The 23,195-nt window shown below is 45.0% G+C and carries 19 protein-coding genes; 4 read left to right on the forward strand and 15 right to left on the reverse strand.

Translation table 11 applies throughout. The features are described from left to right. Positions 1–131: 131 nt before the first annotated feature. Positions 132–1,727 carry a hypothetical protein gene (locus AB5443_RS23970; protein WP_277135722.1) on the forward strand — a complete coding sequence of 532 codons (1,596 nt, stop codon included), beginning with the start codon at positions 132–134 and terminating at the stop codon, positions 1,725–1,727. Positions 1,728–1,837: 110 nt separating this feature from the next. Here the strand turns inward: AB5443_RS23970 and AB5443_RS23975 are convergent, their stop codons facing one another. The 7 genes from AB5443_RS23975 to AB5443_RS24005 form a co-directional block, all read right to left on the reverse strand. After that, positions 1,838–2,518: a zinc metallopeptidase gene (locus tag AB5443_RS23975; protein ID WP_022136672.1), complete on the reverse strand. Its 681-nt coding sequence runs from the start codon at positions 2,516–2,518 to the stop codon at positions 1,838–1,840. A gap of 119 nt (positions 2,519–2,637) precedes the next feature. After that, positions 2,638–3,945 carry an alpha-L-fucosidase gene (locus tag AB5443_RS23980; RefSeq protein WP_073342723.1) on the reverse strand — a complete coding sequence of 436 codons (1,308 nt, stop codon included), beginning with the start codon at positions 3,943–3,945 and terminating at the stop codon, positions 2,638–2,640. Between the two features lie 104 nt (positions 3,946–4,049). After that, positions 4,050–5,321: an adenylosuccinate synthase gene (locus AB5443_RS23985; RefSeq protein ID WP_022136670.1), complete on the reverse strand. Its 1,272-nt coding sequence runs from the start codon at positions 5,319–5,321 to the stop codon at positions 4,050–4,052. Beyond that, positions 5,318–5,809 (reverse strand): Fur family transcriptional regulator, encoded by a 492-nt coding sequence (locus AB5443_RS23990; protein ID WP_022136669.1) that lies wholly within the window; start codon positions 5,807–5,809, stop codon positions 5,318–5,320. The genes AB5443_RS23985 and AB5443_RS23990 overlap by 4 nt, the downstream gene beginning before the upstream one ends. Before the next feature lie 80 nt (positions 5,810–5,889). Next, entirely contained in the window at positions 5,890–6,549 is a 660-nt protein-coding gene (locus AB5443_RS23995) for a DNA alkylation repair protein (RefSeq protein ID WP_277135724.1), read from the reverse strand. A 7-nt stretch (positions 6,550–6,556) separates the two neighbouring features. Next, positions 6,557–8,605: a dihydrofolate reductase gene (locus AB5443_RS24000; protein WP_283140069.1), complete on the reverse strand. Its 2,049-nt coding sequence runs from the start codon at positions 8,603–8,605 to the stop codon at positions 6,557–6,559. Between the two features lie 96 nt (positions 8,606–8,701). Next, the gene (locus AB5443_RS24005; RefSeq protein ID WP_022136666.1) at positions 8,702–9,166 is read right to left on the reverse strand and encodes an AraC family transcriptional regulator; all 465 of its coding nucleotides are present in this window, start codon (positions 9,164–9,166) and stop codon (positions 8,702–8,704) included. 269 nt (positions 9,167–9,435) lie between these two features. On the opposite strand from AB5443_RS24005, the gene recQ reads away from it, so the two are divergent. Beyond that, positions 9,436–11,244, forward strand: coding sequence for a DNA helicase RecQ (gene recQ / locus AB5443_RS24010; RefSeq protein ID WP_277135753.1), 1,809 nt, complete (start codon positions 9,436–9,438; stop codon positions 11,242–11,244). A 227-nt stretch (positions 11,245–11,471) separates the two neighbouring features. Here the strand turns inward: recQ and AB5443_RS24015 are convergent, their stop codons facing one another. After that, positions 11,472–12,290 (reverse strand): lipopolysaccharide assembly protein LapB, encoded by an 819-nt coding sequence (locus tag AB5443_RS24015; RefSeq protein ID WP_277135754.1) that lies wholly within the window; start codon positions 12,288–12,290, stop codon positions 11,472–11,474. A 23-nt stretch (positions 12,291–12,313) separates the two neighbouring features. Next, entirely contained in the window at positions 12,314–13,264 is a 951-nt protein-coding gene (gene cysK / locus AB5443_RS24020; RefSeq protein WP_277135755.1) for a cysteine synthase A, read from the reverse strand. Positions 13,265–13,395: 131 nt separating this feature from the next. Here cysK and AB5443_RS24025 point away from each other — a divergent pair, with 131 nt between their 5' ends. Both AB5443_RS24025 and AB5443_RS24030 read left to right on the forward strand, forming a co-directional pair. After that, positions 13,396–15,231: an LTA synthase family protein gene (locus AB5443_RS24025; RefSeq protein ID WP_283140070.1), complete on the forward strand. Its 1,836-nt coding sequence runs from the start codon at positions 13,396–13,398 to the stop codon at positions 15,229–15,231. Positions 15,232–15,328: 97 nt separating this feature from the next. Next, complete coding sequence (locus tag AB5443_RS24030) at positions 15,329–16,018, forward strand: phosphatase PAP2 family protein (RefSeq protein ID WP_277135758.1); 690 nt, start codon at positions 15,329–15,331, stop codon at positions 16,016–16,018. A 96-nt stretch (positions 16,019–16,114) separates the two neighbouring features. On the opposite strand, the gene leuB is transcribed toward AB5443_RS24030, so the two are convergent. From leuB to AB5443_RS24060, 6 genes are all read right to left on the reverse strand, one after another. Beyond that, positions 16,115–17,176: a 3-isopropylmalate dehydrogenase gene (leuB, locus tag AB5443_RS24035; protein ID WP_022136660.1), complete on the reverse strand. Its 1,062-nt coding sequence runs from the start codon at positions 17,174–17,176 to the stop codon at positions 16,115–16,117. Positions 17,177–17,244: 68 nt separating this feature from the next. Then, a complete protein-coding gene (locus AB5443_RS24040; RefSeq protein ID WP_195406596.1) occupies positions 17,245–18,789 on the reverse strand; it encodes an alpha-isopropylmalate synthase regulatory domain-containing protein in 1,545 nt (514 codons plus the stop codon). Further along, entirely contained in the window at positions 18,771–19,367 is a 597-nt protein-coding gene (leuD, locus tag AB5443_RS24045) for a 3-isopropylmalate dehydratase small subunit (protein WP_167966769.1), read from the reverse strand. The genes AB5443_RS24040 and leuD overlap by 19 nt, the downstream gene beginning before the upstream one ends. Positions 19,368–19,409: 42 nt before the next feature. Continuing rightward, a complete protein-coding gene (gene leuC, locus AB5443_RS24050) occupies positions 19,410–20,804 on the reverse strand; it encodes a 3-isopropylmalate dehydratase large subunit (RefSeq protein WP_333698080.1) in 1,395 nt (464 codons plus the stop codon). A gap of 81 nt (positions 20,805–20,885) precedes the next feature. Continuing rightward, the gene (locus tag AB5443_RS24055; RefSeq protein ID WP_022136656.1) at positions 20,886–22,382 is read right to left on the reverse strand and encodes a 2-isopropylmalate synthase; all 1,497 of its coding nucleotides are present in this window, start codon (positions 22,380–22,382) and stop codon (positions 20,886–20,888) included. A gap of 403 nt (positions 22,383–22,785) precedes the next feature. Beyond that, positions 22,786–23,043 (reverse strand): hypothetical protein, encoded by a 258-nt coding sequence (locus AB5443_RS24060; RefSeq protein ID WP_368114547.1) that lies wholly within the window; start codon positions 23,041–23,043, stop codon positions 22,786–22,788. Positions 23,044–23,195 lie beyond the last annotated feature (152 nt).

The following is a 23,195-nucleotide window of genomic DNA, read 5'->3' on the forward strand; positions in this document are numbered from 1 at the left end:
AGCAACGCTTGCATATATCTGAAAAAATCATCAATATTGTACCCCAAGTAATACAAATTCCCAAACAAGTAATACAAATTCTGAAAACAAAGGGCGACATAAGAAGCCCAAAAACAGTAAAACTCACTAATATGACGAACAACACTATTATTTACCCGATGCGGGCAATAGGTATTCTTTTCACGGTTGCTTCGCTGATAGCGACACCGGCACCGGCACAAAATAAGGTGCAGGATGCTCCACTATTCAAAAGCACGCGTACAACCGTTCATCGGGCGGTACAAAAAGATACCGCATGGACACCGGGCGCTATCGTAGACCAAATACATTTCGTGAGATACAACCGTCACGGAAGAAAAATAGCGGAGAACTCATTAAAGCCGGATGGCAGTGCCGATAAAAAAATCATTTATGTTTATGACAAAGACGGTCGTGTGAAAGAAGAGATCATAGCATCCATCAAGCAAGGCGGAATTACAGATGTCTATCAGTACTATTATGATTCATCCGGAAGAAGGAACGGGAAGCACCACCTGAAGCCTGAACGAAAGGTTGTAGGCATGGACACCATTATACGCAACGAAGCGGGATTAGTGATACAAAGAATCCACAAAGGAACCAGCGTCCGTATAAAAGACCAACAGGTGACATCCTATCAGGAAAGCGTGAATATCTTCTATGACGACCAGGGACAAGTGACGGAAGTCATCGAAGAAAGTACACTGAATAAAAACGGAAATCCCGGTAACCGGAAATTACTCAAAAAAGATACGATACCATTGAAACTTTACTCGGAAGGAAGCGTATTTGAAAGATATAATGCCCCACGAAGTAAAAGAGTGGATACTGCCTATGATATGTATGGCAACTGGACAAAACGTACGGAATATAACGGAGCCACTCCCGAATTTATTGTCATGCGCCACATTGAGTATGCCGGACAGGATGATACCGACTGCAAGAAGCTGTTACTTCAGGGAAAAGTAAAATCCGTATATCAAACCTCATACATAGCACTTCCCAATGGGCCGGACATCATCAACAGAGGACAGAAGAAAGGAACTTTCTTTATTCACAAATTTGACAAGGATGGGCGGATAACAGCCGCCAGTCATTTTTCGGATGCCGGTGTCCCGGAAGGCAGCACTGAATATGTGTACGATATTAACGGTTACATCGAGAAAGAAATACATAAATCAAACACCGGTAAGATAGAGAGTACCGACCAAATGTATCACGACGATGAGGGCAGATTAAAAAGCAAAGCATTGATGGACGCCAATGGAGAAATGCAGCGCAAAACCATTTTCCGCTATGACGGAGAAGGTAACTGCACCGCAGAACTGTGTTTCAATAAAGACGGTTCAAAATACAGCGACATCCGTAACCAGTATGACCCGTATGGAAATCTGATGCTCAAAGAAGTGCAGGTAGCTCCGGCAGAAGCCAAAGGTATGGAATATGAGCCCGTCAGACGCATATGGAATGCCCGTGGAAGAGTGGTGGAAGAGAAAATAGGCGCTCCCGGGAATGAGCGTCATTATACTTATCAATACAGCACCCGTGGCGAAGTTATTTCCGGCACGGAAACAGTGAACAACGAACCGCCTGTAAAATTCGTATATAAATTCTATAATGACAAGTATGGTAACTGGAAAAAGAGAATCAAATTCATTGATGACAAACCTGTATTATATGAAGAACGTGAATATACATATTACGAATAAATAAGAGCCTATACAAAAAGAACGTCTCCATAGCCTTAAATGCCATGGAGACGTTCTTTTATATTCTAATGTCAGAAGTCGCGCAAATCCGCGTCACCTCTTTTCATCTCTTAGTCTCTTCTACCCATTGCAATCATGATGTAGTAAACCAACGTAGCCAATGAACCTAACGCAGCAACTACATACGTATAAGCAGCAGAGCGAAGAGCATCTTCAGCCTGTGCATGATTGCGTGAATTAGTAATGCCGGATGAACTCAACCAAACTAGTGCACGCTTGCTTGCATTGATTTCCACAGGCAGCGTGATAAAGCTGAACAGTGTAGTCATAGCAAACAGGATAATACCCGCCCACAATAATTGGGGGAAAGTGTTTATCATCAAGATACCACCCAACAGAACCCATGTCATAATGGAAGACGCAAAGTTCACAACGGGAACCAGTGCACTACGCATTTTCAAAGGGGCATACATACGTGCATGCTGCACAGCGTGTCCACATTCATGGGCTGCTACGGCAGCAGCCATTATACTATTACTTTCATAGACCCCTTCACTCAAATTCACTGTTTTATTAGTGGGATTGTAGTGGTCGGTCAACTGACCCGGTGTATGTGTAACCTGTACATCATAAATTCCATTGTCATGCAACATCTTTAAAGCTACGTCGCGTCCTGTCATGCCATTCCCGGTAGGAATCTTGGAGTACTTCTTGAACTTGTTCTGCAAATTCATCTGTACCAGCCAACTTACTACGGCAATTCCAATAAATAATACCCAATAAGACATCATATACTTTTCATTTTAATTATTACTCACTATCTATATAAACAAATTGTTTGCCAAAAGTAAGGGGAAACTATCAATGTCAGAATAGTTTCCCCTTGCTTTTATGAAGAATTAGCTAAAAATTAGTCAATTGTAAGTTCTACCACATAGTCAATATCTTTCGGCACATCGGCAAACTCCAGCAAAACACCTGCTTTCGTCTTGGTAAAGCGAACCGGTGACTGGTCTTTGAACAATACCGCCTTCTTCACCTTCTTATCTGCCAAAGGTAAAAACAGCGCTTTGTCTTTCAAATTAAGGATATGCACATAGAGCTTATTTCCTTTCTGCGTTGTCACTCCCCAGTCATGCGGGGCAACTGCACCGCCACGTGTTCCATAAATGGTTTCGCCATATTGCTTCATCCACTCTCCCATCTCCGCCAGACGTTCTACTGCCACCGCCGGAAGCTCTCCATCGGGCTGAGGGCCGATATTCATCAGTAGATTGGCATCCTTACCGGCAGCCTTCACCAAATAATGAATCAATGTCTTGGTCGATTTATAATTAGGGTCAGTAATCTTATATCCCCACATACCATTCATCGTTTCGCAAGTCTCCAAAGGCAGGTGGCTTACATCCTGTCCCGAAAGTCCCGCCGAATTTTCACCGGGAAGGTCACGTTCGAAAATCTGAATATCTTCACCCGCAAAAGGCGTCTGATGATGGTTATTACCTATCAGGCATCCCGGTTGGAGCTTATGAATCAGCGCATATTGTTCAGGCAATTCCCAATCGAAGTCTTTATTCTGATCCTGATCCCACCATCCATCGAACCAGATAGCACCTACCGGCCCATAATTCGTCAATAATTCCGTCAACTGGTTATTCATGAATTGATAATAGCTTTTCCAGTCACCCTGCGGATTTGTACGTCCCGTTCCGCGTCCTGTACGCCCCCAAGGATAATCTTCACGCGCCCAGTCGAGGTGAGAATAGTAGAAATGAAGCTTGATTCCATGCTTTGCGCAAGCGTCTGCCAGTTCCTTCACGATGTCACGCTTAAAAGGAGTCGCCTTGACTACATTATAGTCCGAATACTTGGTGTCGAACATGGAAAAGCCTTCGTGATGGCGGGTAGTGAAACAGATATATTTCGCTCCCGAAGCCTTGATAGCTTCCACCCATTTATCGGCATCAAACTTGGAAGGATAGAATCCACCTGCCAGTTTGGCATATTCTTTATAATTCAGATTGTTGTTTGTCATAGTCCACTCACCGGTAGCCAACATGGCATACAGTCCCCAGTGAAGGAAAATACCAAACTTATTGTCCTGAAACTCCTGACGTGCTTTCAGATTCTCTTCGGTTGGCTGATAAGAAGAAGACTGGGCAAATGTACTCATGCCCATGGCGAGCAGTAAAAAGATAGAAAGAAAACGTGTTTTCATAAGCGTTATTATTTATGTGTGTTTATAATAGGAAACAAGAGGTTGGGAATAAGAAAGGCAAAGATAAAGATACTCCGCCTTCCCCCTATATAATTATCAGCTTGTTACTCTTCAGTATAACGTTCGATAGTCTGCGCTCTGTCCGGCCCTACGGATACAATCTTGATTTCCACACCAAGTTGCTCTTCCAGGAAAGTCAGGTAAGCATTGAATTCTTCAGGAAACTCATCTTCACTCTGCATCTTCGTCATATCAGTTTTCCAGCCCGGAAGTTCCGCATATACAGGTTCCACGCCGTCGGTAATGTCATACGGGAAGTAATCTATTTCCTCACCATCCACTTTGTAAGCTACACAAGCCTTGATAGTATCGAAAGTGTCGAGAACATCGCTCTTCATCATAATCAATTTGGTAACACCGTTTATCATCACAGAATACTTCAACGCCACCAGGTCAATCCATCCGCAACGACGCTTACGTCCTGTTACCGAACCGAACTCATGTCCCAATGTACACATCTTATCTCCTGTTTCATCAAACAATTCTGATGGGAACGGACCTGCGCCTACACGGGTACAATATGCCTTGAAGATACCGTACACTTCACCGATACGGTTAGGAGCCACTCCAAGTCCGGTGCATGCACCTGCACAAACCGTATTGGAAGAAGTCACGAACGGGTATGAACCGAAGTCAATGTCAAGCATCGTACCTTGCGCACCTTCACAAAGAACACTCTTGCCATCCTTCAGCAGATTATTCACTTCATGTTCGCTATCTACGAAATGGAATTGTTTCAGATATTCAATGCCTTCCAACCAGGCCTTTTCCAGTTCCGTGAGGTCATACTCATAGTTCAGACCTTTCAGGATTTGTTCGTGGCGGGCTTTCGCAGCCGCATATTTCTGTTCGAAGTTATGAAGTATATCACCTACACGGACACCGTTACGGCTGACTTTATCCGTATAAGTAGGGCCGATACCTTTTCCGGTAGTTCCTACTTTGGCATCCCCCTTGGCAGCTTCGTAAGCGGCGTCGAGGATGCGGTGTGTCGGAAGAATAAGATGAGCTTTCTTTGAGATGTGCAAACGTTCTTTCAACGGATGGCCTGATGCTTCAAGAGCTTCCGCTTCTGCCTTGAACAGTGCCGGGTCAAGTACCACTCCGTTACCGATAATGTTTACCTTGTTTCCCTGAAAAATACCGGAAGGAATAGAACGAAGTACATACTTCTGTCCCTCGAACTCAAGTGTATGACCGGCATTCGGGCCGCCCTGGAAACGAGCAACCACATCGTACTTAGGTGTTAAAACGTCGACTACTTTTCCTTTACCTTCGTCGCCCCATTGTAATCCTAGAAGAACATCTACTTTCATTTTTCTTTTTTATTGTTATTATTATTAACTTTCTTCCTTTTGTTAGCTCTGTCGCACTTGCTGCATACTCCATATATATATAAGGAGTAATGAGAAAGTTGGAAGCGGCTTAATTTCGTATTTTCAATGGCATGCTGCAAATCCTCGTTCTGAAACTCGGTCACTTTACCACATTGCGTACATATCTGATGATGATGCGTCTCGCGGTTGTATGATTTTTCGTATTGGGAAGAAGTACCGAACTGATGCTTGATGACCAGCCTTGCATTGATAAGAAGAATAATGGTATTGTAGAGAGTTGCCCGGCTTACCCGGAAATTCTCCAGATCCATCATCCGTGAATAGAGCATGTCGATGTCGAAATGGCCGTCGATAGAATAGATTGTATCGAGTATGGCGTATCGTTCAGGAGTCTTACGATGCCCGTTCGCCGTGAGATATTCCGTGAATATCTGCCTTACTGTATCTTTCACGTTTTGAGTTTCCATCATCAGCCAAAATTAGCGCCAACAAAGTTAAGCCTTTTTTGCGGAACGCAAAAGGATTTCTTTGATATTTATCAGAGCAGTCATTCTGTCTCCGCTTTCACCATATTATAAAGCATCTGTTCTCCTGTTACGACTGAATCAGCCATCCCTTCCACCATGCGGCACACCTGGAAAGCATGCTCTTCGCTATGCTGCATATATTTGCGGATCACCAGCAAAGCTGCATTGCGCACATGATAACTTTCGGAATGAACGTTGCACATCGCCTGGTCAAGCAGCTCACCGGAAGCCCGTTCGGTCATATCCCCCTTCTTCATCAGCAACCGGGCGGCAGTCAGGAAACCGCAAGTCTGCACATACTCCCGTTCATCGGCAATCCAGTGGAAAGACTTGGCAGGAGCATAAGGCAGGTTTTGGAAAAGGTTCATACAAGTCAGTTCCGCGATTTCGATATTCCGGATATCTTCCACCCAAATATCCGCGATTTCGGGATAGAAAGTGTCAACCGGCTGAAGCATTCCCGCCAAAATCTTACATTCGCGAATCTCCTCTTTCCACAAGGCTTGCGCCAGGTCGTGGTTCTTTTCGTAACCTTCGGCAATCATTTTGATGCGGGGCAGCTCCACTCCGAAATTAAGTTTGTACACCAGCCCTTTTTCACGCATACTTTGGGACACAGCCCCGTTCATGGAGAGACGGAGCTGTGTCTTGATATCTTTCAATTGTTCTTTAATATCCATTTTCAGATTAATTGTTTACTGAAGGAAGCGGGGAATAATCCTTGCTGTAACGCAGCATTTGTTCCACATAGCCTTCATCATAAGCTACCGTGACATCTGTAATGTTTCCGTTTTCATCTGTCACCAATTCATATTTCGGATTCACGAAGCCTTTGTAGGGAGCCAGGTTCAGCTTCTTATAACGCTCCAATATTTCAGCATGCAGAGCCGGGTCTACCTTCACCGCATAATTCTCTACCAATGAACGGGCAGCTTCAAAATCGCCTGTCGATTTGATACGCTGAATCTCAGCCAACAGTTCGCCGAACAACTCACGCACCTTTTCATAATCATTGATAACGACATACGTCTTTCCGTCTTTCTTCACCAGTTCCACTACCTTGTCGGCAGCCCCTTTTTCAAATACCCAACGGGCAATCAACTGACGGTTACGCATATGCGCTTCTTCCACCGTATTTCCCGGTTCGATACGTACCAACTGCGTCATCAAGCCGTTCATCAGATACGTATAATACTGGGCTTTGTAAGCCTCAGGAGAAGACAGAAGTTTCAGTTCCACCAGTTTCGGATCAGCCACATAATAGAGTCCGAACAAATCGGCACGCGCTTCTTCAATCGTAGAACCGTAAGCCTTCAACGCGTCAGGATCGACACCCGGAAGCAACTTGCCAGAACCGTGTCCCAAACATTCGTGCAAATCCGTATGAAGTTCATCCGTCAGGTCGGAATAGGCGTCAATCAATTGTCTTTCCGTATCGCTGTACACAAATTCTTCATTGAACCCGTTTCCGTGAGCCGCCTTGTTATAAGCATCCGTAATGTTACCGATAGTCACCGATTTGGAACCGTGATGCGCACGAATCCAGTTGGCGTTCGGCAGGTTGATACCGATAGCCGTAGCCGGATAAAGGTCGCCGGCAAGGATAGCGGCAGTAATCACTTTCGCCGATACGCCTTTCACTTCATCTTTCTTGAATGATTTATCTACCGGAGAATGGTCTTCAAACCATTGCGCGTTGCTACTGATAATCTCCGTGCGGTGCGTAGATTCAATATCCTTGAAGTTCACCAGTGATTCCCAACTAGCCTTCATTCCCAGCGGGTCACCATAGCTTTCCGTAAATCCATTCACAAAGTCGATGCGCGAGTCCAGGTCTTTCACCCAAAGGATGGCATATTCATCGAAATCCTTCAGATTACCGGTTTCATAGAACTGAATCAGCTTGGTAATAACCGCTTTCTGCGCATCATTCTCCGCTACTGCTTCAGCCTTCTTCAGCCAATAAACGATTTTCTCGATAGCCTGCGTATAAAGTCCGCCTACTTTCCATACTTTCTCCTGCAACTTACCGTTCTCTTTTACCAAACGGCTGTTCAATCCATACGAAACCGGAGTCTCATCCTTCGGATCTTTCATCGCGCCATAGAAATCTTCCGCTTCCTTCTGCGTCACCCCGTCGTAGTAGTTACAAGCGGAAGTCAGTACAAGATCCTCACCATCTGCCTGGTTCACCCGTTTCGGCATGATAGCCGGATCGAAGATAACAGGGAAAAGTTCATCGCAAAGTTGTCCGGCAGTCTGTCCTTCCGCCAACGGAAGCAACTTGGCATCAAGTCCGAGCACAGCCTGTTTCAGGAAATCCTGCGAGAAGCCGGGTACAAACTTCTCCGTTCCATAATGATGATGAATGCCATTGGAGAACCATACCCGTTTCAGGTACACTTCCATGTTCTTGAAATCAGGATTCGTTTTATCTCCCTGATAATTCGTATATACCGCTTCGAGCATCCGACGGATTCTCAAATTATATTTTCCATTCTGGTCAAACAGAATATCCCTTCCTTCCAGAGCAGCCTCTGTCAGGTAATAAATCAGTTCTTTCTGTTTCAGCGTCAGTTCCTCAAATCCGGGGACTTTATAACGCAAAATCTGTAAATCTGCAAATTGTTCCACTGTATAATCAAATTTATCTGCCTCGGCAGTTGTTGTTTTGGCTCCGCCGCACGACGTCAGAATCGTAGCAGCTACCGCCATCGAAATAAGATGTTTATTCATAATGCCAGTATCGATTAATTAAAAATAAGAAAAGGAATTATCTCCAAAATCTTCCATTTAGAGGTAATTCCTTTTGATTAATTTCGGAATGCGCAATTACTTTTTACTTTCCAAATGTTTTTTGCGATATCCGTTAGGAGTCTCACCTACATTTTTGTAAAACGCAGCGTAAAAAGATTGACGATTTGCAAAGCCAACCATAGCGCTAATCTCTTCCACATTTTTGTCGGCATAACGCTTATCCGTCAATAAATGCAAAGCATCTTTCACTCTGTATTCATTCAACAGGCAAGAATAGTTCATGCCGAAACGTGAGTTCACTACTGCGGAAAGGTAACGAGTATTCGTCTTCAGCTCTTTCGCCAAATCTTTCGCTGAATAGTCAGCATCCTTGTACTTTTTCTGCACAACGATGATATTCAGTATCTTGTCATACAACTCGTCTGCCAATTCCGGTCTGATTAAAGACCTGTATGCAGCCTTCTTTTCTTTCTTTTCCCTCAAATTGTAGGGACGTTTTTTCGGAGTTTCTTCCGATTTTTTGTTCTCTAAATCACTCATTGAATTAACTGGTTAGGGTTTGTTCATTTGTTAGTACTCGCATATTTGCAACGTAACATGTTACAAATGTCTTACTTTTTTTTTAAACACACAATTATTTTGTGCATTTTTTTTCTAAATAAACAATCAAAAACCTTGAAAAAGAGGGAATAAGCTCGAATAATAAGAAACTTTAACCTTTTTATATTTCATCTCGGAAACTGAAATCCGTACATTGCGGAAATTGTCAAAGAAAAACGTACCTTTGCAGCAAGTTAAAACAAGCGTCCATGAGAGAAACTCTAAAAAAATATTTCGGATACGACAGTTTCCGTCCCTTGCAAGAAGATATCATCCGCCACATTCTCAATAAGAAAGATGCGTTAGTGCTTATGCCTACCGGTGGGGGAAAGTCAATCTGTTACCAGCTTCCCGCCCTGCTCTGCGAAGGTACTGCCGTCGTAGTGTCACCGCTGATTTCATTAATGAAAGATCAGGTGGAAGCATTGTTGGCAAACGGAGTCGCCGCCGGAGCATTGAACAGCAGTAATGACGAAACGGAAAACGCCAACCTGCGTCGTGCCTGCATCGAGGGACGTTTGAAGCTGCTTTACATTTCACCGGAGAAATTACTGGCAGAAAAAGACTTTTTATTGCGAGATATGCATATTTCACTGTTCGCTATTGATGAAGCGCACTGTATTTCGCAATGGGGACACGATTTTCGACCGGAGTACACTCAAATGGGGGTGCTTCATCAACAATTCCCGCAAGTGCCGATTGTTGCCCTGACTGCCACCGCAGATAAAATCACCCGCGGGGACATTATCCGCCAACTCTATCTTGTCGATCCCCGCACCTTTATCTCTTCTTTCGACCGCCCCAATATCAGCCTGACGGTAAAACGCGGTTTCCAGGCAAAGGAAAAGAATAAAGCTATCCTTGATTTTATCCGTCGGCATGAGGGAGCAAGCGGCATCATTTACTGCATGAGCCGAAGCAAGACGGAGACGGTAGCCCAAATGTTGCAGAAGCAGGGAATCCGTTGCGGGGTGTATCATGCCGGATTGCCTGCGCAGCAACGGGACGAGACGCAGGATGATTTCATCAATGACCGGATTCAGGTGGTATGTGCCACGATTGCTTTCGGCATGGGTATCGACAAGTCGAATGTCCGTTGGGTAATCCACTACAATCTACCTAAAAGTATAGAAAGTTTTTATCAGGAGATAGGACGTGCCGGACGGGACGGTCTCCCAAGTGACACTGTATTGTTTTATTCATTGGGTGATTTGATATTACTGACCAAATTTGCCACAGAAAGCAGCCAGCAAAGTATCAACATTGAAAAGCTGCAACGTATGCAGCAGTATGCGGAAGCGGATATTTGCCGGAGAAGAATCCTGCTAAGTTATTTCGGAGAAACGACCACCGAAGATTGCGGCAACTGTGATGTCTGCAAAAATCCTCCCCAACGGTTTGACGGGACGGTTATCGTGCAGAAAGCATTAAGCGCCATTGCACGTGCAGAACAGCAAATCAGCACAGGTGTATTGATTGATATTCTTCGTGGTAGCTACTCCGCGGAAGTGACCGGAAAAGGATACCAGGAACTTAAAACATTTGGGGCCGGACGTGATATTCCACCTCGTGACTGGCAGGATTATCTGCTTCAAATGCTCCAGTTGGGCTACTTCGAGATTGCTTATAATGAGAATAACCACCTCAAAATCACGTCAAGCGGAAGCGATATACTTTTCGGAAGGACACAAGCAACATTGGTGGTTATCCACCACGAAGAAGCTGCCACTACCAAAGGGAAAAAGAAGAAGGTGGTTATCGCCAAAGAACTCCCCTTCGGTGCGGCAGGCGGCGAAAGCGAGGATTTGTTCGAAGCATTGCGAGGACTGAGAAAACAGCTTGCCGACCAGGAAGCGCTGCCCGCCTATATTGTCTTGTCGGACAAGGTTTTGCACTTGCTCAGTATTTCACGCCCTACTACTATTGAAGAATTCGGGGAAATCAGTGGTATCGGAGACTATAAGAAAAAGAAATATGGAAAGGATTTCGTCAAGCTGATTAAGCAGTTCGTTGAATAAAAGAGATTCTTAGATAGCATATATTAGTAAGTCACATAGTATATATTAGTGAGCCGCTTTACTAATCAGTATTCGTTCCACAGTGGTTGTCTTCAAGTTCCACCTAGGTTTCCCTTTAGTTCCACCTGGGTAGGACTAAAGGGAAACCTAGGTGGAACGAACCGACTCTTATAATAAAGGGCTTTCCTTTATGCTAATCGGGAATATATAATTGCTTAATTATAGCTTTACTTGCACTGTTGAAGTTGTTGGTGCAAATCGGCAGGCGGTACTCCCAAAGAGATGGCTTTCTCAAAATCAGCTTTTGCCAATGCTTTCTTCTTTTGAGTCAGATAGATATTTCCACGCAACAGATAAGCATCTGCCGCTGATGCATTCAACCGGATAGCTTCTTCCAAATCCACCAATGCCAAATCATCGTGTTTCATCTCACGCTCCACATCGGCACGGGCGACATAAAGTATTGCGTCATCAGGATCTTCCACAATCATCTTGTTCAGAATATCAAGAGCTTCACGAAACTTTCCCTCTTTCTGTTCAAGAGTAGCCAGTCCCAAACGGCCGCTGTAACTCTGCGGGTCAATCTCAAGTAAGCGGTTATAATCAATCCGTGCAGCCGGATAATCCCTGCGAACCACATAAATATAAGCGCGCATCAACAATGCTTCTTTGTTCTGTTTATCCTCGTCAAGTACCTGACAGTAATCCGTGTAAGCACGGTCTGTCTTTCCCATTTCCATATAAATGGCAGCACGGTCAAGAAGAATGGGTACTGCCAACGGAGCAAAGTTCAAGGCAAACGAATACGATTCCAAAGCCTTGTCGAACTCTCCCAGCCGACGTTGTACCAATCCTAAATTAGAAAAGAGCAAGGCATTCTTTGCATTCTTCGGCTCTAACTTCAATGCCTGAAGCAGAAGTTTCTCAGCTTGGGGAAGACTGTCCTTCTCAATGCATTCGATTGCTTTTTCAGACAACTGTTGATAAGTCTGCGCACAAATGGCAACCGGAAAACAAAAGAGCAATGCTATAATAATTCTTATCATATAGTTCGGGTATTATTAATAAATCAATCCAACGGATACGCGTCAAATGCAAACAACTCGGTAGACAAATAACGCTCTCCCGTATCAGGTAACAACGCTACGATTTTTTTGTTCTGAAACTCAGGACGCTCTGCCAACTGCCGGGCTGCATATACCGCCGCACCCGAAGAAATCCCTGCCAGCACCCCCTCTGTTGCCGACAATTCACGCCCGGCACGAATCGCTTCATCATCGGGCACACCAATCACTTCATCCACCACAGATGCGTCATACAACTTCGGAATAAAGTTCGCCCCGATTCCCTGAATACGATGCGGAGCTGCCTGCCCGCCTGCCAGTACAGGAGACGACGACGGTTCCACCGCTACTATATAAACGTCCGGATTGTGTTTCTTCAATGCACGGGCTACCCCGCAAACTGTTCCGCCCGTACCTACTCCGGCAACAAAAACCTCTACTTCACCATCTGTATCCCGCCATATTTCCTCTCCTGTCGTACGTTCATGGGCGGCAGCATTGGCAGGATTCTCAAATTGTTGCAAAATCACCGAACCGGGAATACTATCACGCAACTCCTCTGCCTTGGCAATAGAAACAGCCATTCCGCCCAATCCGTCCGTCAGCACAATTTCAGCGCCGAGTGCCTTCAACAGATTCCGACGTTCCAGGCTCATCGTTTCAGGCATAGTCAATATCAGATGATACCCTTTGATGGTAGCCACCATTGCCAGTCCGACACCGGTATTTCCACTTGTCGGTTCAATAATTGTTGCGCCGGGTTTCAACACTCCGCGTGCTTCAGCATCTTCAATCATCGAAAGAGCCACCCTGTCCTTTACGCTTCCGGCCGGATTAAAAGACTCCAGTTTGGCAATTATATTTTGTTTCAGACCATACTTTTCGCTATAACCGGAAAGTTCCATCAAGGGGGTATTCCCCACTAAATCTGTTAGTTTCTTTGCAATCTTAGCCATTTCATTACTTAATTTTTGTCACATTTAGGGCAAAGATATGGAAAAAAAGGTATGTTTTACATCACATCATAAGAAAGATAAGGAAAAGTATAGTAACTTTGTATCCGTTCAATCTTTTTAAGTTTACAGATATGAAAAAGAGAATTATACAATTTCTCACGACCTATTTTTTGTTTGTCCTTCTGTTCGTTCTTCAAAAACCTATCTTCATGGTTTACTACCATGAACTATATAGCGGTGTGTCCTTCGGCGATTATTTCAGTGTCATGTGGCACGGACTGCCTTTGGATCTTTCACTCGCCGGCTACCTCACCGCCATTCCGGGATTTATACTCATAGCTTCCGCCTGGACAAAATCATCCATACTCCGGCGCATCCGGCAAGTCTACTTCGGAATAATCGCTTTCGTCATGGCTTGCATCTTTATCATTGACCTCGGATTGTACGGCTTTTGGGGATTCCGTCTGGATGCCACCCCTATTTTCTACTTCTTCTCTTCGCCCAAAGACGCTATGGCAAGTGTCAGCTTTTGGTTTGTCCTGTTAGGCATACTGGCGATGCTTATCTACGCCGCCCTCTTATACTACATATTCTATATGGTGCTCATCCGCGAAAGAAAGCCATTGAAGATACCCTATCGCCGACAAAACGTCTCTCTTGCACTTCTGTTGCTGACAGCCGCCCTCTTTATTCCTATTCGTGGCGGTTTCACCGTATCGACCATGAATTTGAGCAAAGTATATTTCAGCCAGGATCAGCGGATGAACCATGCCGCCATCAATCCGGCATTCAGTTTCATGTACTCCGCTACCCATCAGACCAATTTCGACAAGCAATTCCGCTTCATGGATCCGAAAGTGGCGGACGAACTATTTGCAACGATGCTCGACAAGCCTGTCACAACCACAGACAGCATCCCGCAATTATTGAACACCCAACGTCCGAATATCGTCTTTATCATTCTCGAAAGTTTCTCCACACACCTGATGGAAACTTTCGGCGGGCAGCCAAATGTCGCTGTCAACATGGATAAATTCGCAAAAGAAGGCATCTTATTCAGTAACTTCTATGCCAGCAGTTTCCGCACCGATCGCGGACTGGCATCCATCATCAGCGCTTATCCCGGACAGCCGAGTACCAGTATCATGAAGTATCCCGAAAAGACGGATAAACTTCCTTCCATTCCGCGCAGCCTGAAAAACGCCGGATATAGTTTAGATTATTATTACGGCGGAGACGCGGATTTCACCAATATGCGCTCTTACTTAATGTCTTCCGGCATTGAGAAAATCGTTTGCGATAAAGATTTCCCCTTGTCCGAACGTACAAGCAAATGGGGGGCACAGGATCATGTCCTGTTCCAACGCCTGATGAAAGATATAAAAGAAGAAAAGCAAAAAGAGCCTTTCCTGAAATTCGTTCAGACCTCAAGCAGCCATGAGCCGTTTGAAGTGCCGTTTCACCGACTGGATGATAAAGGACTCAATGCCTTCGCTTACGCTGATAGCTGCGTAGGCGACTTCGTCAAACAATATAAGGAACTTCCACTATGGAAAAACACCGTGTTTGTGCTCGTTCCGGATCATCAAGGAGTCTACCCGTATCCAATAGAAAATCCATTGGACGGGCAGACCATTCCTCTTATTCTAATTGGCGGAGCAATCAAAGAACCCCGTGTCATAGATACCTATGCTTCACAAATTGACATTGCCGCCACCCTGCTTTCACAGCTAGGATTGCCGCACGATGAATTTACCTTCAGCAAGGATATCATGAATCCGGCATCCCCGCACTTCGGATATTTTACCCGGCCGAACTTCTTCGGTATGGTGACTCCCGAAAATCAATTAGTGTATAACCTGGATGCCAATACCGTACAACTCGACGAAGGCACGGAAAAAGGAGCGAACCTGGAAAAAGGAAAAGCCTTCCTGCAAAAGCTCTACGATGATCTTGCCAAACGATAGGAAGCAGGTATTATAGAAGATTTATAAGGTAATATAGGACAATTTCCTATTCTTTATTGTATATTTGCCGCGTTAAAAAATAGAACAATAAAGAATGATGATAAATACAGACATCGTCAAATTCCTCTCAGAGATAGATACCAGTATCTTTCTGTCTTTCAATGGTATCCACTCCCCTTTTTGGGATTACTTTATGACTTCCTTCACCGGAAAGATTATTTGGGTACCTATGTACGCAACCATCTTGTATATCCTGCTTAAGAACTTCCATTGGAAAGCAGTACTTTGTTATGTGGCGGCTATCGCCCTTACAATCACTTTTGCCGACCAAATGTGCAGCAGCCTTATCCGACCGGTTGTAGCACGGCTTCGCCCTGCCAACCTCGAAAACCCGATTGTGGATATGGTATATATTGTCAACGGCTATCGTGGCGGAAGCTATGGATTCCCGTCATGCCATGCCGCCAATTCATTCGGTCTTGCCATGTATGTGATCTTCACATTCCGCAAACGCTGGTTAAGTATTTTCATTGTAACATGGGCTATCCTCAATTGCTATACCCGCATCTACCTGGGTGTACATTATCCCGGTGATTTACTCGTCGGCGGTATTATCGGCGGATTCGGCGGATGGATGTTCAGTGCCCTTGCCCATAAGGCAGCCACTTATATAGAACCGTCTACCCGTATAAGAAGAAATGAAATAAAGCAGTCGTCAGTCACGATTTACGCAGGCTTGCTGACAGTGCTCGGCATTCTTATCTATTCCACGATTAAAAGCTGGTAAAAGAAGACATCAAGCGATCTTAAAAAATAAAGCCTGGCACCGTTTCCGATGTCAGGCTTTTATTATTCAGGTTTTTCTCCTGATTAACAGAGTTTATCAAGCTTTCCTGATATAATCAACAATCCATTGTCCCACTTCTTTCGTTCCGTATTTTTCACCACCGGCAACCTGAATTTCCGGTGTACGTACGTTCGCGTCCAAAGAAGCGTCTACCGCTTTACGAATCAACGCACCTTCTTCTTTAAGGTCGAAATATTCGAACAACATAGCTACGGAAAGAATCTGTGCCAACGGATTAGCAATATTCAATCCCTTAGCCTGCGGCCATGAACCGTGAATCGGTTCAAATACCGGAGTACTCTCGCCTGTAGAAGCAGAAGGAAGCAAGCCCATAGAGCCACTGATTACCGAACCTTCGTCTGTCAGGATATCACCGAATGTATTTTCAGTAACCATCACGTCGAAGAATGCCGGTTCCTGAATCATCTTCATGGCGGCATTATCCACAAACATATAGTCAGTCGTTACTTCCGGATAATCAGGAGCCATCTCCTGCGCAATCTGACGCCACAGACGGGAAGAAGCAAGGACATTCGCCTTATCTACCACCGTCAGGTGCTTTCTGCGTTTCATTGCATACTCGAAAGCCACTTTGAGGATACGTTCGATTTCAGGGCGGGTATAATAGTTGGTATCATAAGCCTTGTCGTTATCCTGGTATTTCTCACCGAAGTACATACCACCGGTCAGTTCGCGGATACAGATAAAATCGGCATTCTCTACCAGTTCCGCACGCAACGGAGATTTGTGAATCAGGCATTTGAATGTCTGTACGGGGCGGATATTAGCGAAAAGTCCCAGTTTCTTACGCATCGCCAGCAGCCCTTGTTCAGGACGTACCTTAGCAGTAGGGTCATTATCAAATTTCGGGTCGCCTACGGCAGAAAATAATACAGCGTCCGCATCCTTACAAACCTGATAGGTTGCTTCCGGGAACGGGTCGCCTACTTTATCAATCGCATCGGCACCACAGATGGCGTGTTCGTAACTTACTTTGTGACCAAACTTTTCGCAAACGGCACTCATTACCTCTACACCTTGCACTGAGATTTCCGGTCCGATACCGTCGCCTGCTAATACAGCAATTTTAAAATCCATAATTGTTAATTCTTCTATTTATATATTCTTATAAAAACTTTCTTCACTTCGGGCAAGCAGCATCCCGCTTACTCTTTCTCGTATTCATCTTCTATGAGGTTCAGCATCTTCATAGTAGCTTTGATGGCAGCCTCCGTCTGGTCGGCATCCAGTCCACGGGTACGGAACACCTGTTCGTCATAGCTCCATGTGATTACCGTCTGCACAAACGCATCCGTACGTCCACCGGGCGGGATAGTTACCGCATAATTGGTCAGCATCGGGAATTTACGTCCCAGTGTCACCTTATATATCTTACGCAATGCGCGGACAAAAGCATCATACTGACCGTCTCCACCCGAACTTTCTTCGTACTCTTTTCCGTTGATTTCTATCTTCAACGTTGCCATCGGCTTCAAGCCATGAGCGAGATTTACGAAATAACTCTTCAGCTTGACCTTCTCGCCTATCGAACCATGCTTCAACACATCAGAAACAATGTACGGCAAATCTTCCTGCGTCACCAGTTCTTTCTTGTCGCCCAGTTCGATAATGCGTTCCGTCACCTTGCGCATGGATTCTTCGTCCAGTTGCAATCCGAGGTCTTCAAGGTTCTTGCGGATGTTCGCCTTGCCGCTTGTCTTGCCCAACGCATATTCGCGCTTGCGCCCGAACCGTTCGGGAAGCAGATCATTGCAATACAGGTTATTCTTATTATCACCGTCGGCATGCACGCCCGCCACTTGCGTAAAGACATTCTCGCCCACAATCGGCTTGTTGGCAGGTATCATGATGCCCGAGTATGACTCTACCACCCGGCTGACATCATTCAGACGGCTTTCGTCGATATTGGTCACCGCATTGAAATGATCCTTCAGAATAGCCTGTACACTTGCGAGAGGGGCATTGCCCGCCCGTTCGCCCAGTCCGTTGATGGTAGTATGCAATCCTTTGACACCGCTCAATACTGCTGCCAGCACATTGCTCACCGCCAAATCATAATCATTGTGCGCATGGAAATCGAAATGAGTATTCGGATAACGTTTCTTCATCTTCCGCATGTACTCTATTACCTGCAACGGATTCAGGACTCCCAACGTATCGGGCAGCATGAAACGCTTGATACTCGTCTCCTTCAATCCGTCCACCAACTGGAATACATATTCGGGAGAATCCTTTATGCCGTTACTCCAGTCTTCCAGATAAACATTGACGGTGATATCCTGCTCGTCGGCATAGTGCACCACGTCGATAATGTCCGCCAGATGTTCTTCCGGTGTCTTTTTCAGTTGTTGCGTACAATGCTTCAGCGAACCTTTGCAAAGGAGATTAATCACACGGCAACCGGCACTCTGTATCCAGTCCACCGAAGTATGGCCGTCTACAAACCCCAGCACTTCCACTTTCTGGAGCAGATTGCGCCGGGCTGCCCAGTCACAAATCATCTTCACGGCTTCAAACTCGCCTTCCGATACTCGTGCCGAGGCAACCTCCACCCGGTCTACCTTCAAATCTTCCAATAGCAAACGGGCGATCATTAGCTTCTCATGAGGCACAAAAGATACTCCGCTGGTTTGTTCACCATCACGGAGCGTTGTGTCCATGACTTCTATTTTCACGCCTTCTTTTCCCATTCTTCTATTTTGTCTTTATTGCTTAGCAGGAAATCTATATCGTCCAATCCGTTCATCAAACAATGTTTCTTGTAAGCATTGATTTCGAAATGTTCACTTTTACCTGTCGCCTTGTTGGTGATGGTCTGTTCGGGAAGATTCACTTCCACTTCCATCTTCGGATCCGCTTCAATCGAATCGAACAGTTCTTGCAGGAATTCTTCGGTAACAACCACCGGAAGCACAAAGTTGTTCAACTCGTTATTCTTATGAATATCAGCAAAGAAACTGGATACCACCACACGGAAGCCGTATCCGGCAATCGCCCAGGCTGCGTGTTCGCGGCTCGAACCGGAACCGAAGTTCTTTCCTGCCACTAATACCTGTCCGCTGTACGTAGGATTGTTCAACACAAAATCCTTATTCAGAGAACCATCGGCATTGTAACGCCAGTCACGGAAAAGGTTATCACCAAAGAATTTCTCTTCACGGGTAGTTGCTTTCAGGAAACGGGCCGGAATAATCTGGTCGGTATCTACATTTTCCAAAGGCAGGGGTACACAAGTACTTGTTATGATATTAAATTTTGTCTTAGCCATCTTGATATTTACTATTTAACGATTTACTATTTACGATTGAAATCACATCAATTCCCTCGGATCGGTAATCACACCAGTCACCGCAGCCGCAGCCGCTACCAGCGGACTGGCCAACAATGTACGTGCACCCGGTCCCTGGCGACCTTCAAAATTACGGTTACTGGTAGATACCGAATATTTGCCGGCAGGAATCTTATCATCATTCATCGCCAGACAAGCGGAACATCCCGGCTGACGGATAGCAAAACCTGCTTCTGTCAGTATCTTGTCAATGCCTTCCTTACGAATCTGCGCATCTACCATCCAGGAACCCGGAACCAGCCATGCGATTACGTTGTCCGCTTTCTTACGACCTTTCACCAAAGAAGCAAACGCACGGAAATCTTCAATACGACCGTTTGTACAAGCACCCAGGAATACATAGTCAATCTTCTTGCCCAGTAAAGACTCACCCGGCTCGAATCCCATATAATCCAATGATTTCTTGAAAGAAACCTGTGCGGCTTCGCCCATTCCTTCAGTAGTAGGGATATGCTGAGTGATGCCCATACCCATTCCCGGGTTCGTTCCGTAGGTAATCATCGGCTCGATATCAGCCGCGTCAAAGCGTACTTCCTTATCGAATACGGCATCATCATCACTCTTCAGTGTTTTCCAGTGTGCCACTGCTTTCTCCCACTCTTCTCCTTTCGGAGCATTCTCACGACCTTTGATATATTCAAAAGTCACTTCGTCAGGAGCAACCATACCACCACGTGCACCCATTTCGATAGAAAGGTTACAGAGCGTAAGACGTCCTTCCATTGTCATGTTGCGAATCACCGAACCCGCATATTCTACAAAGTATCCGGTAGCGCCACTGGTAGTCATCCTGGACATCATATACAGAGCCACGTCTTTTGCAGTCACCCCTTTGCCCAGTTCGCCGTCCACAGTGATACGCATCGTTTTCGGTCTTGACTGAAGGATACATTGCGAAGCCAGTACCATTTCCACTTCACTCGTTCCGATACCGAAAGCAATCGCCCCCATGGCGCCGTGAGTAGAAGTATGAGAGTCACCGCAAACAATGGTCATTCCCGGCAGTGTCAGACCGCGTTCCGGGCCTACCACATGGATAATACCATTCTTCGGATGCATCATGCCGTAATGTGTCAGGCCGAAATCCTTGGCATTCTGCGTCAGAGTATCCACCTGTGTCTTGGAGATAGGATCTTCAATCGGCTTGTCCTGATCGTGAGTCGGCGTATTGTGGTCGGGCATACAGAACACCTTTTCCGGGCGCAACACCCCGATTCCACGCTCGCGCAATCCGGCAAAGGCTTGCGGGCTTGTTACTTCATGACAATATAAACGATCAATGTAAAGCTGTGTAGGGCCATCTTCCACGGTAGTCACCACGTGGGCATCCCATATCTTATCAAATAATGTATTCATCTGTTTATCTACTATTTTACTAATTACTATTTACTATTTTTAGTCAATCCCTGTAACGCTGAGTCGCTACGAGTCTCTTCTTTACGATTTGAATTTGTTGATACAGTCGATATAGGCTTCTACCGAAGCGGCTATAATATCCGTATTCGCGCCGAAACCATAATAAACCTGATTATCGTATTCCACCTGCATATGAACTTTACCTACATCATCACTTCCCTTGCTGATAGCCTGAATAGTAAATTCTTTCAGCGTCATGTGACGGTCTACAATCTTTTTCAATGCCTTGATAGCTGCATCTACCGGACCGTTACCGCTGGCACAGCCTTCAAACTTCTCACCGGCAATATTCAATCCCAGACTGGCTACCGAACGAACCCCGACACCACTTGTCACTTGCAGGTATTCCAGTTTGATACGGTGGTTCCCGCTACGGTCCGCACCTGCCAATACCAAAATATCATCGTCGTTAATATCTTTCTTCTTATCTGCCAGCTTCAAGAATTCTTCATAAACCTTATCCAGTTTTTCCTGATCCAACTCAACACCCAGAATAGTCAGGCGGTTCTTCAAAGCGGCACGTCCGCTACGGGCAGTCAATACGATTGAGTTGTCGTCAATACCCACATCATGCGGATCAATAATCTCATACGTCTGTACATTCTTCAATACACCATCCTGATGGATACCCGAAGAGTGGGCAAAGGCATTGCGACCTACGATAGCCTTATTCGGCTGCACCGGCATATTCATCAGGCTCGATACCATGCGGCTGGTCGGGTAAATCTTCTGTGTATTGATATTAGTCTGAATGTCAATTTCGTGGTGGCTCTTGATAATCATCGCGATTTCTTCAAGCGCAGTGTTTCCGGCACGTTCGCCGATACCGTTGATGGTAACTTCCACCTGGCGTGCACCATTCAAAACACCTGCAATCGTATTGGCAGTGGCCATACCCAAGTCATTGTGGCAGTGAGTGGAAAGGATTGCATTTTCAATGCCGTCCACATGGTCTATCAGGTATTTAATCTTAGCCCCATATTCCGAAGGCAAACAATAACCGGTCGTATCCGGTATATTGACTACCGTAGCTCCTGCCTTGATAACAGCTTCTACTACACGCGCCAGATATTCGTTGTCCGTACGACCGGCATCTTCCGCATAGAACTCTACATCGTCTACAAAACGACGGGCATATTTCACGGCAGCTACCGCACGTTCGATAATTTCTTCACGATTCGAGTTGAACTTATATTTAATGTGTGAATCGGAAGTGCCGATACCTGTATGAATACGTTTATGCTTTGCAAATCTCAACGCATCGACAGCTACATCAATATCTTTTTGAACGGCACGGGTCAGAGCACAGATAGTAGGCCAAGTCACCGCTTTTGAAATTTCAATCACTGAATTAAAGTCACCCGGGCTTGAAATGGGAAATCCGGCTTCAATCACGTCTACCCCCAACAGTTCCAATGCCTTTGCTACCTGAATCTTTTCCACTGTATTCAACTGGCATCCCGGAACCTGTTCGCCATCCCTAAGGGTGGTATCAAAAATAAATAACCTATTGTCCATATTCTTTTTATATTATGTAATTATTAGCATTAAAAAAAGCCTTTCACACTTGGAAGTGAGAAAGGCTTTCGTATATCTTCATTTATACACATTTACGCGCAGCACTCACTTCCACTAACCTTTGATAGTAGAATAATAATACCGCATAGTAGAATATGTATAAACATTTGATTCATTTCTTGTCTCTTTTTATAGTTTGACGGTGCAAAGGTATGGATTATTTCGTTACCGCCAAATAAAACGTTACTTTTTTATCGAATAAAATTTCATTTCATAAGTTAAACCCGAATATTAACTAAAATATATCACGAATAGAGTGGCATATCCCATTAAACAAAAAGGGGGAACAGAGTGCTTTCGTTCACTCCATCCCCCTTTTGTCTTATTGTTCTAAATCAATAGATTACTTCTTATCGCAGCATCCTTTCTTTTCTGCGCAATCAGCTTTCTTATCGCAGTCTGCTTTCTTATCACAAGCAGCAGCACAAGAATCTTTAGCCTGGCAGCAAGAATCAGCTTCAACGATAGCAGCAGCTTCTACTGTTTCCACAGTTGCTTCTTCGCCTTCAGCGGCAGCGTTAGTAGCTTTGTTACCAGTACAAGAAATCACTGCAAAAGAAAATGTTACTGCCACGGCAGCCAAAAATAATTTAGTTTTCATACCTTTCAAATTTGCTTTAAACGTTTAATAAAATAATTGTCGGTGGCAAATATAGCAAAATTTTCTAGAACTACCAAAAACAGAAAGCCCCTTGATTCTTTCGTTGAATCAAGGGGCTTCTTAAAAACGGCGGCTACCTACTCTCCCACTGT

This window comes from Bacteroides sp. RTP21281st1_H5_RTP21281_210402, assembly GCF_040918965.1.
Lineage (GTDB): Bacteria > Bacteroidota > Bacteroidia > Bacteroidales > Bacteroidaceae > Bacteroides > Bacteroides congonensis.

Coding starts and splice junctions, on each gene's coding strand:
- AB5443_RS23985 (WP_022136670.1), bottom strand. CDS start 5,321: ATGAAAGTAGATGTTCTTCTAGGATTACAATGGGGCGACGAAGGTAAA.
- AB5443_RS24060 (WP_368114547.1), bottom strand. CDS start 23,043: ATGAAAACTAAATTATTTTTGGCTGCCGTGGCAGTAACATTTTCTTTT.
- leuB (WP_022136660.1), bottom strand. CDS start 17,176: ATGGATTTTAAAATTGCTGTATTAGCAGGCGACGGTATCGGACCGGAA.
- AB5443_RS24005 (WP_022136666.1), bottom strand. CDS start 9,166: ATGAGTGATTTAGAGAACAAAAAATCGGAAGAAACTCCGAAAAAACGT.
- recQ (WP_277135753.1), top strand. CDS start 9,436: ATGAGAGAAACTCTAAAAAAATATTTCGGATACGACAGTTTCCGTCCC.
- AB5443_RS23995 (WP_277135724.1), bottom strand. CDS start 6,549: ATGGATATTAAAGAACAATTGAAAGATATCAAGACACAGCTCCGTCTC.
- AB5443_RS24055 (WP_022136656.1), bottom strand. CDS start 22,382: ATGGACAATAGGTTATTTATTTTTGATACCACCCTTAGGGATGGCGAA.
- AB5443_RS23980 (WP_073342723.1), bottom strand. CDS start 3,945: ATGAAAACACGTTTTCTTTCTATCTTTTTACTGCTCGCCATGGGCATG.
- AB5443_RS24030 (WP_277135758.1), top strand. CDS start 15,329: ATGATAAATACAGACATCGTCAAATTCCTCTCAGAGATAGATACCAGT.
- AB5443_RS23990 (WP_022136669.1), bottom strand. CDS start 5,809: ATGGAAACTCAAAACGTGAAAGATACAGTAAGGCAGATATTCACGGAA.
- leuD (WP_167966769.1), bottom strand. CDS start 19,367: ATGGCTAAGACAAAATTTAATATCATAACAAGTACTTGTGTACCCCTG.
- AB5443_RS24040 (WP_195406596.1), bottom strand. CDS start 18,789: ATGGGAAAAGAAGGCGTGAAAATAGAAGTCATGGACACAACGCTCCGT.
- AB5443_RS24000 (WP_283140069.1), bottom strand. CDS start 8,605: ATGAATAAACATCTTATTTCGATGGCGGTAGCTGCTACGATTCTGACG.
- AB5443_RS23975 (WP_022136672.1), bottom strand. CDS start 2,518: ATGATGTCTTATTGGGTATTATTTATTGGAATTGCCGTAGTAAGTTGG.
- AB5443_RS24015 (WP_277135754.1), bottom strand. CDS start 12,290: ATGATAAGAATTATTATAGCATTGCTCTTTTGTTTTCCGGTTGCCATT.
- cysK (WP_277135755.1), bottom strand. CDS start 13,264: ATGGCTAAGATTGCAAAGAAACTAACAGATTTAGTGGGGAATACCCCC.
- AB5443_RS23970 (WP_277135722.1), top strand. CDS start 132: ATGACGAACAACACTATTATTTACCCGATGCGGGCAATAGGTATTCTT.
- AB5443_RS24025 (WP_283140070.1), top strand. CDS start 13,396: ATGAAAAAGAGAATTATACAATTTCTCACGACCTATTTTTTGTTTGTC.
- leuC (WP_333698080.1), bottom strand. CDS start 20,804: ATGAATACATTATTTGATAAGATATGGGATGCCCACGTGGTGACTACC.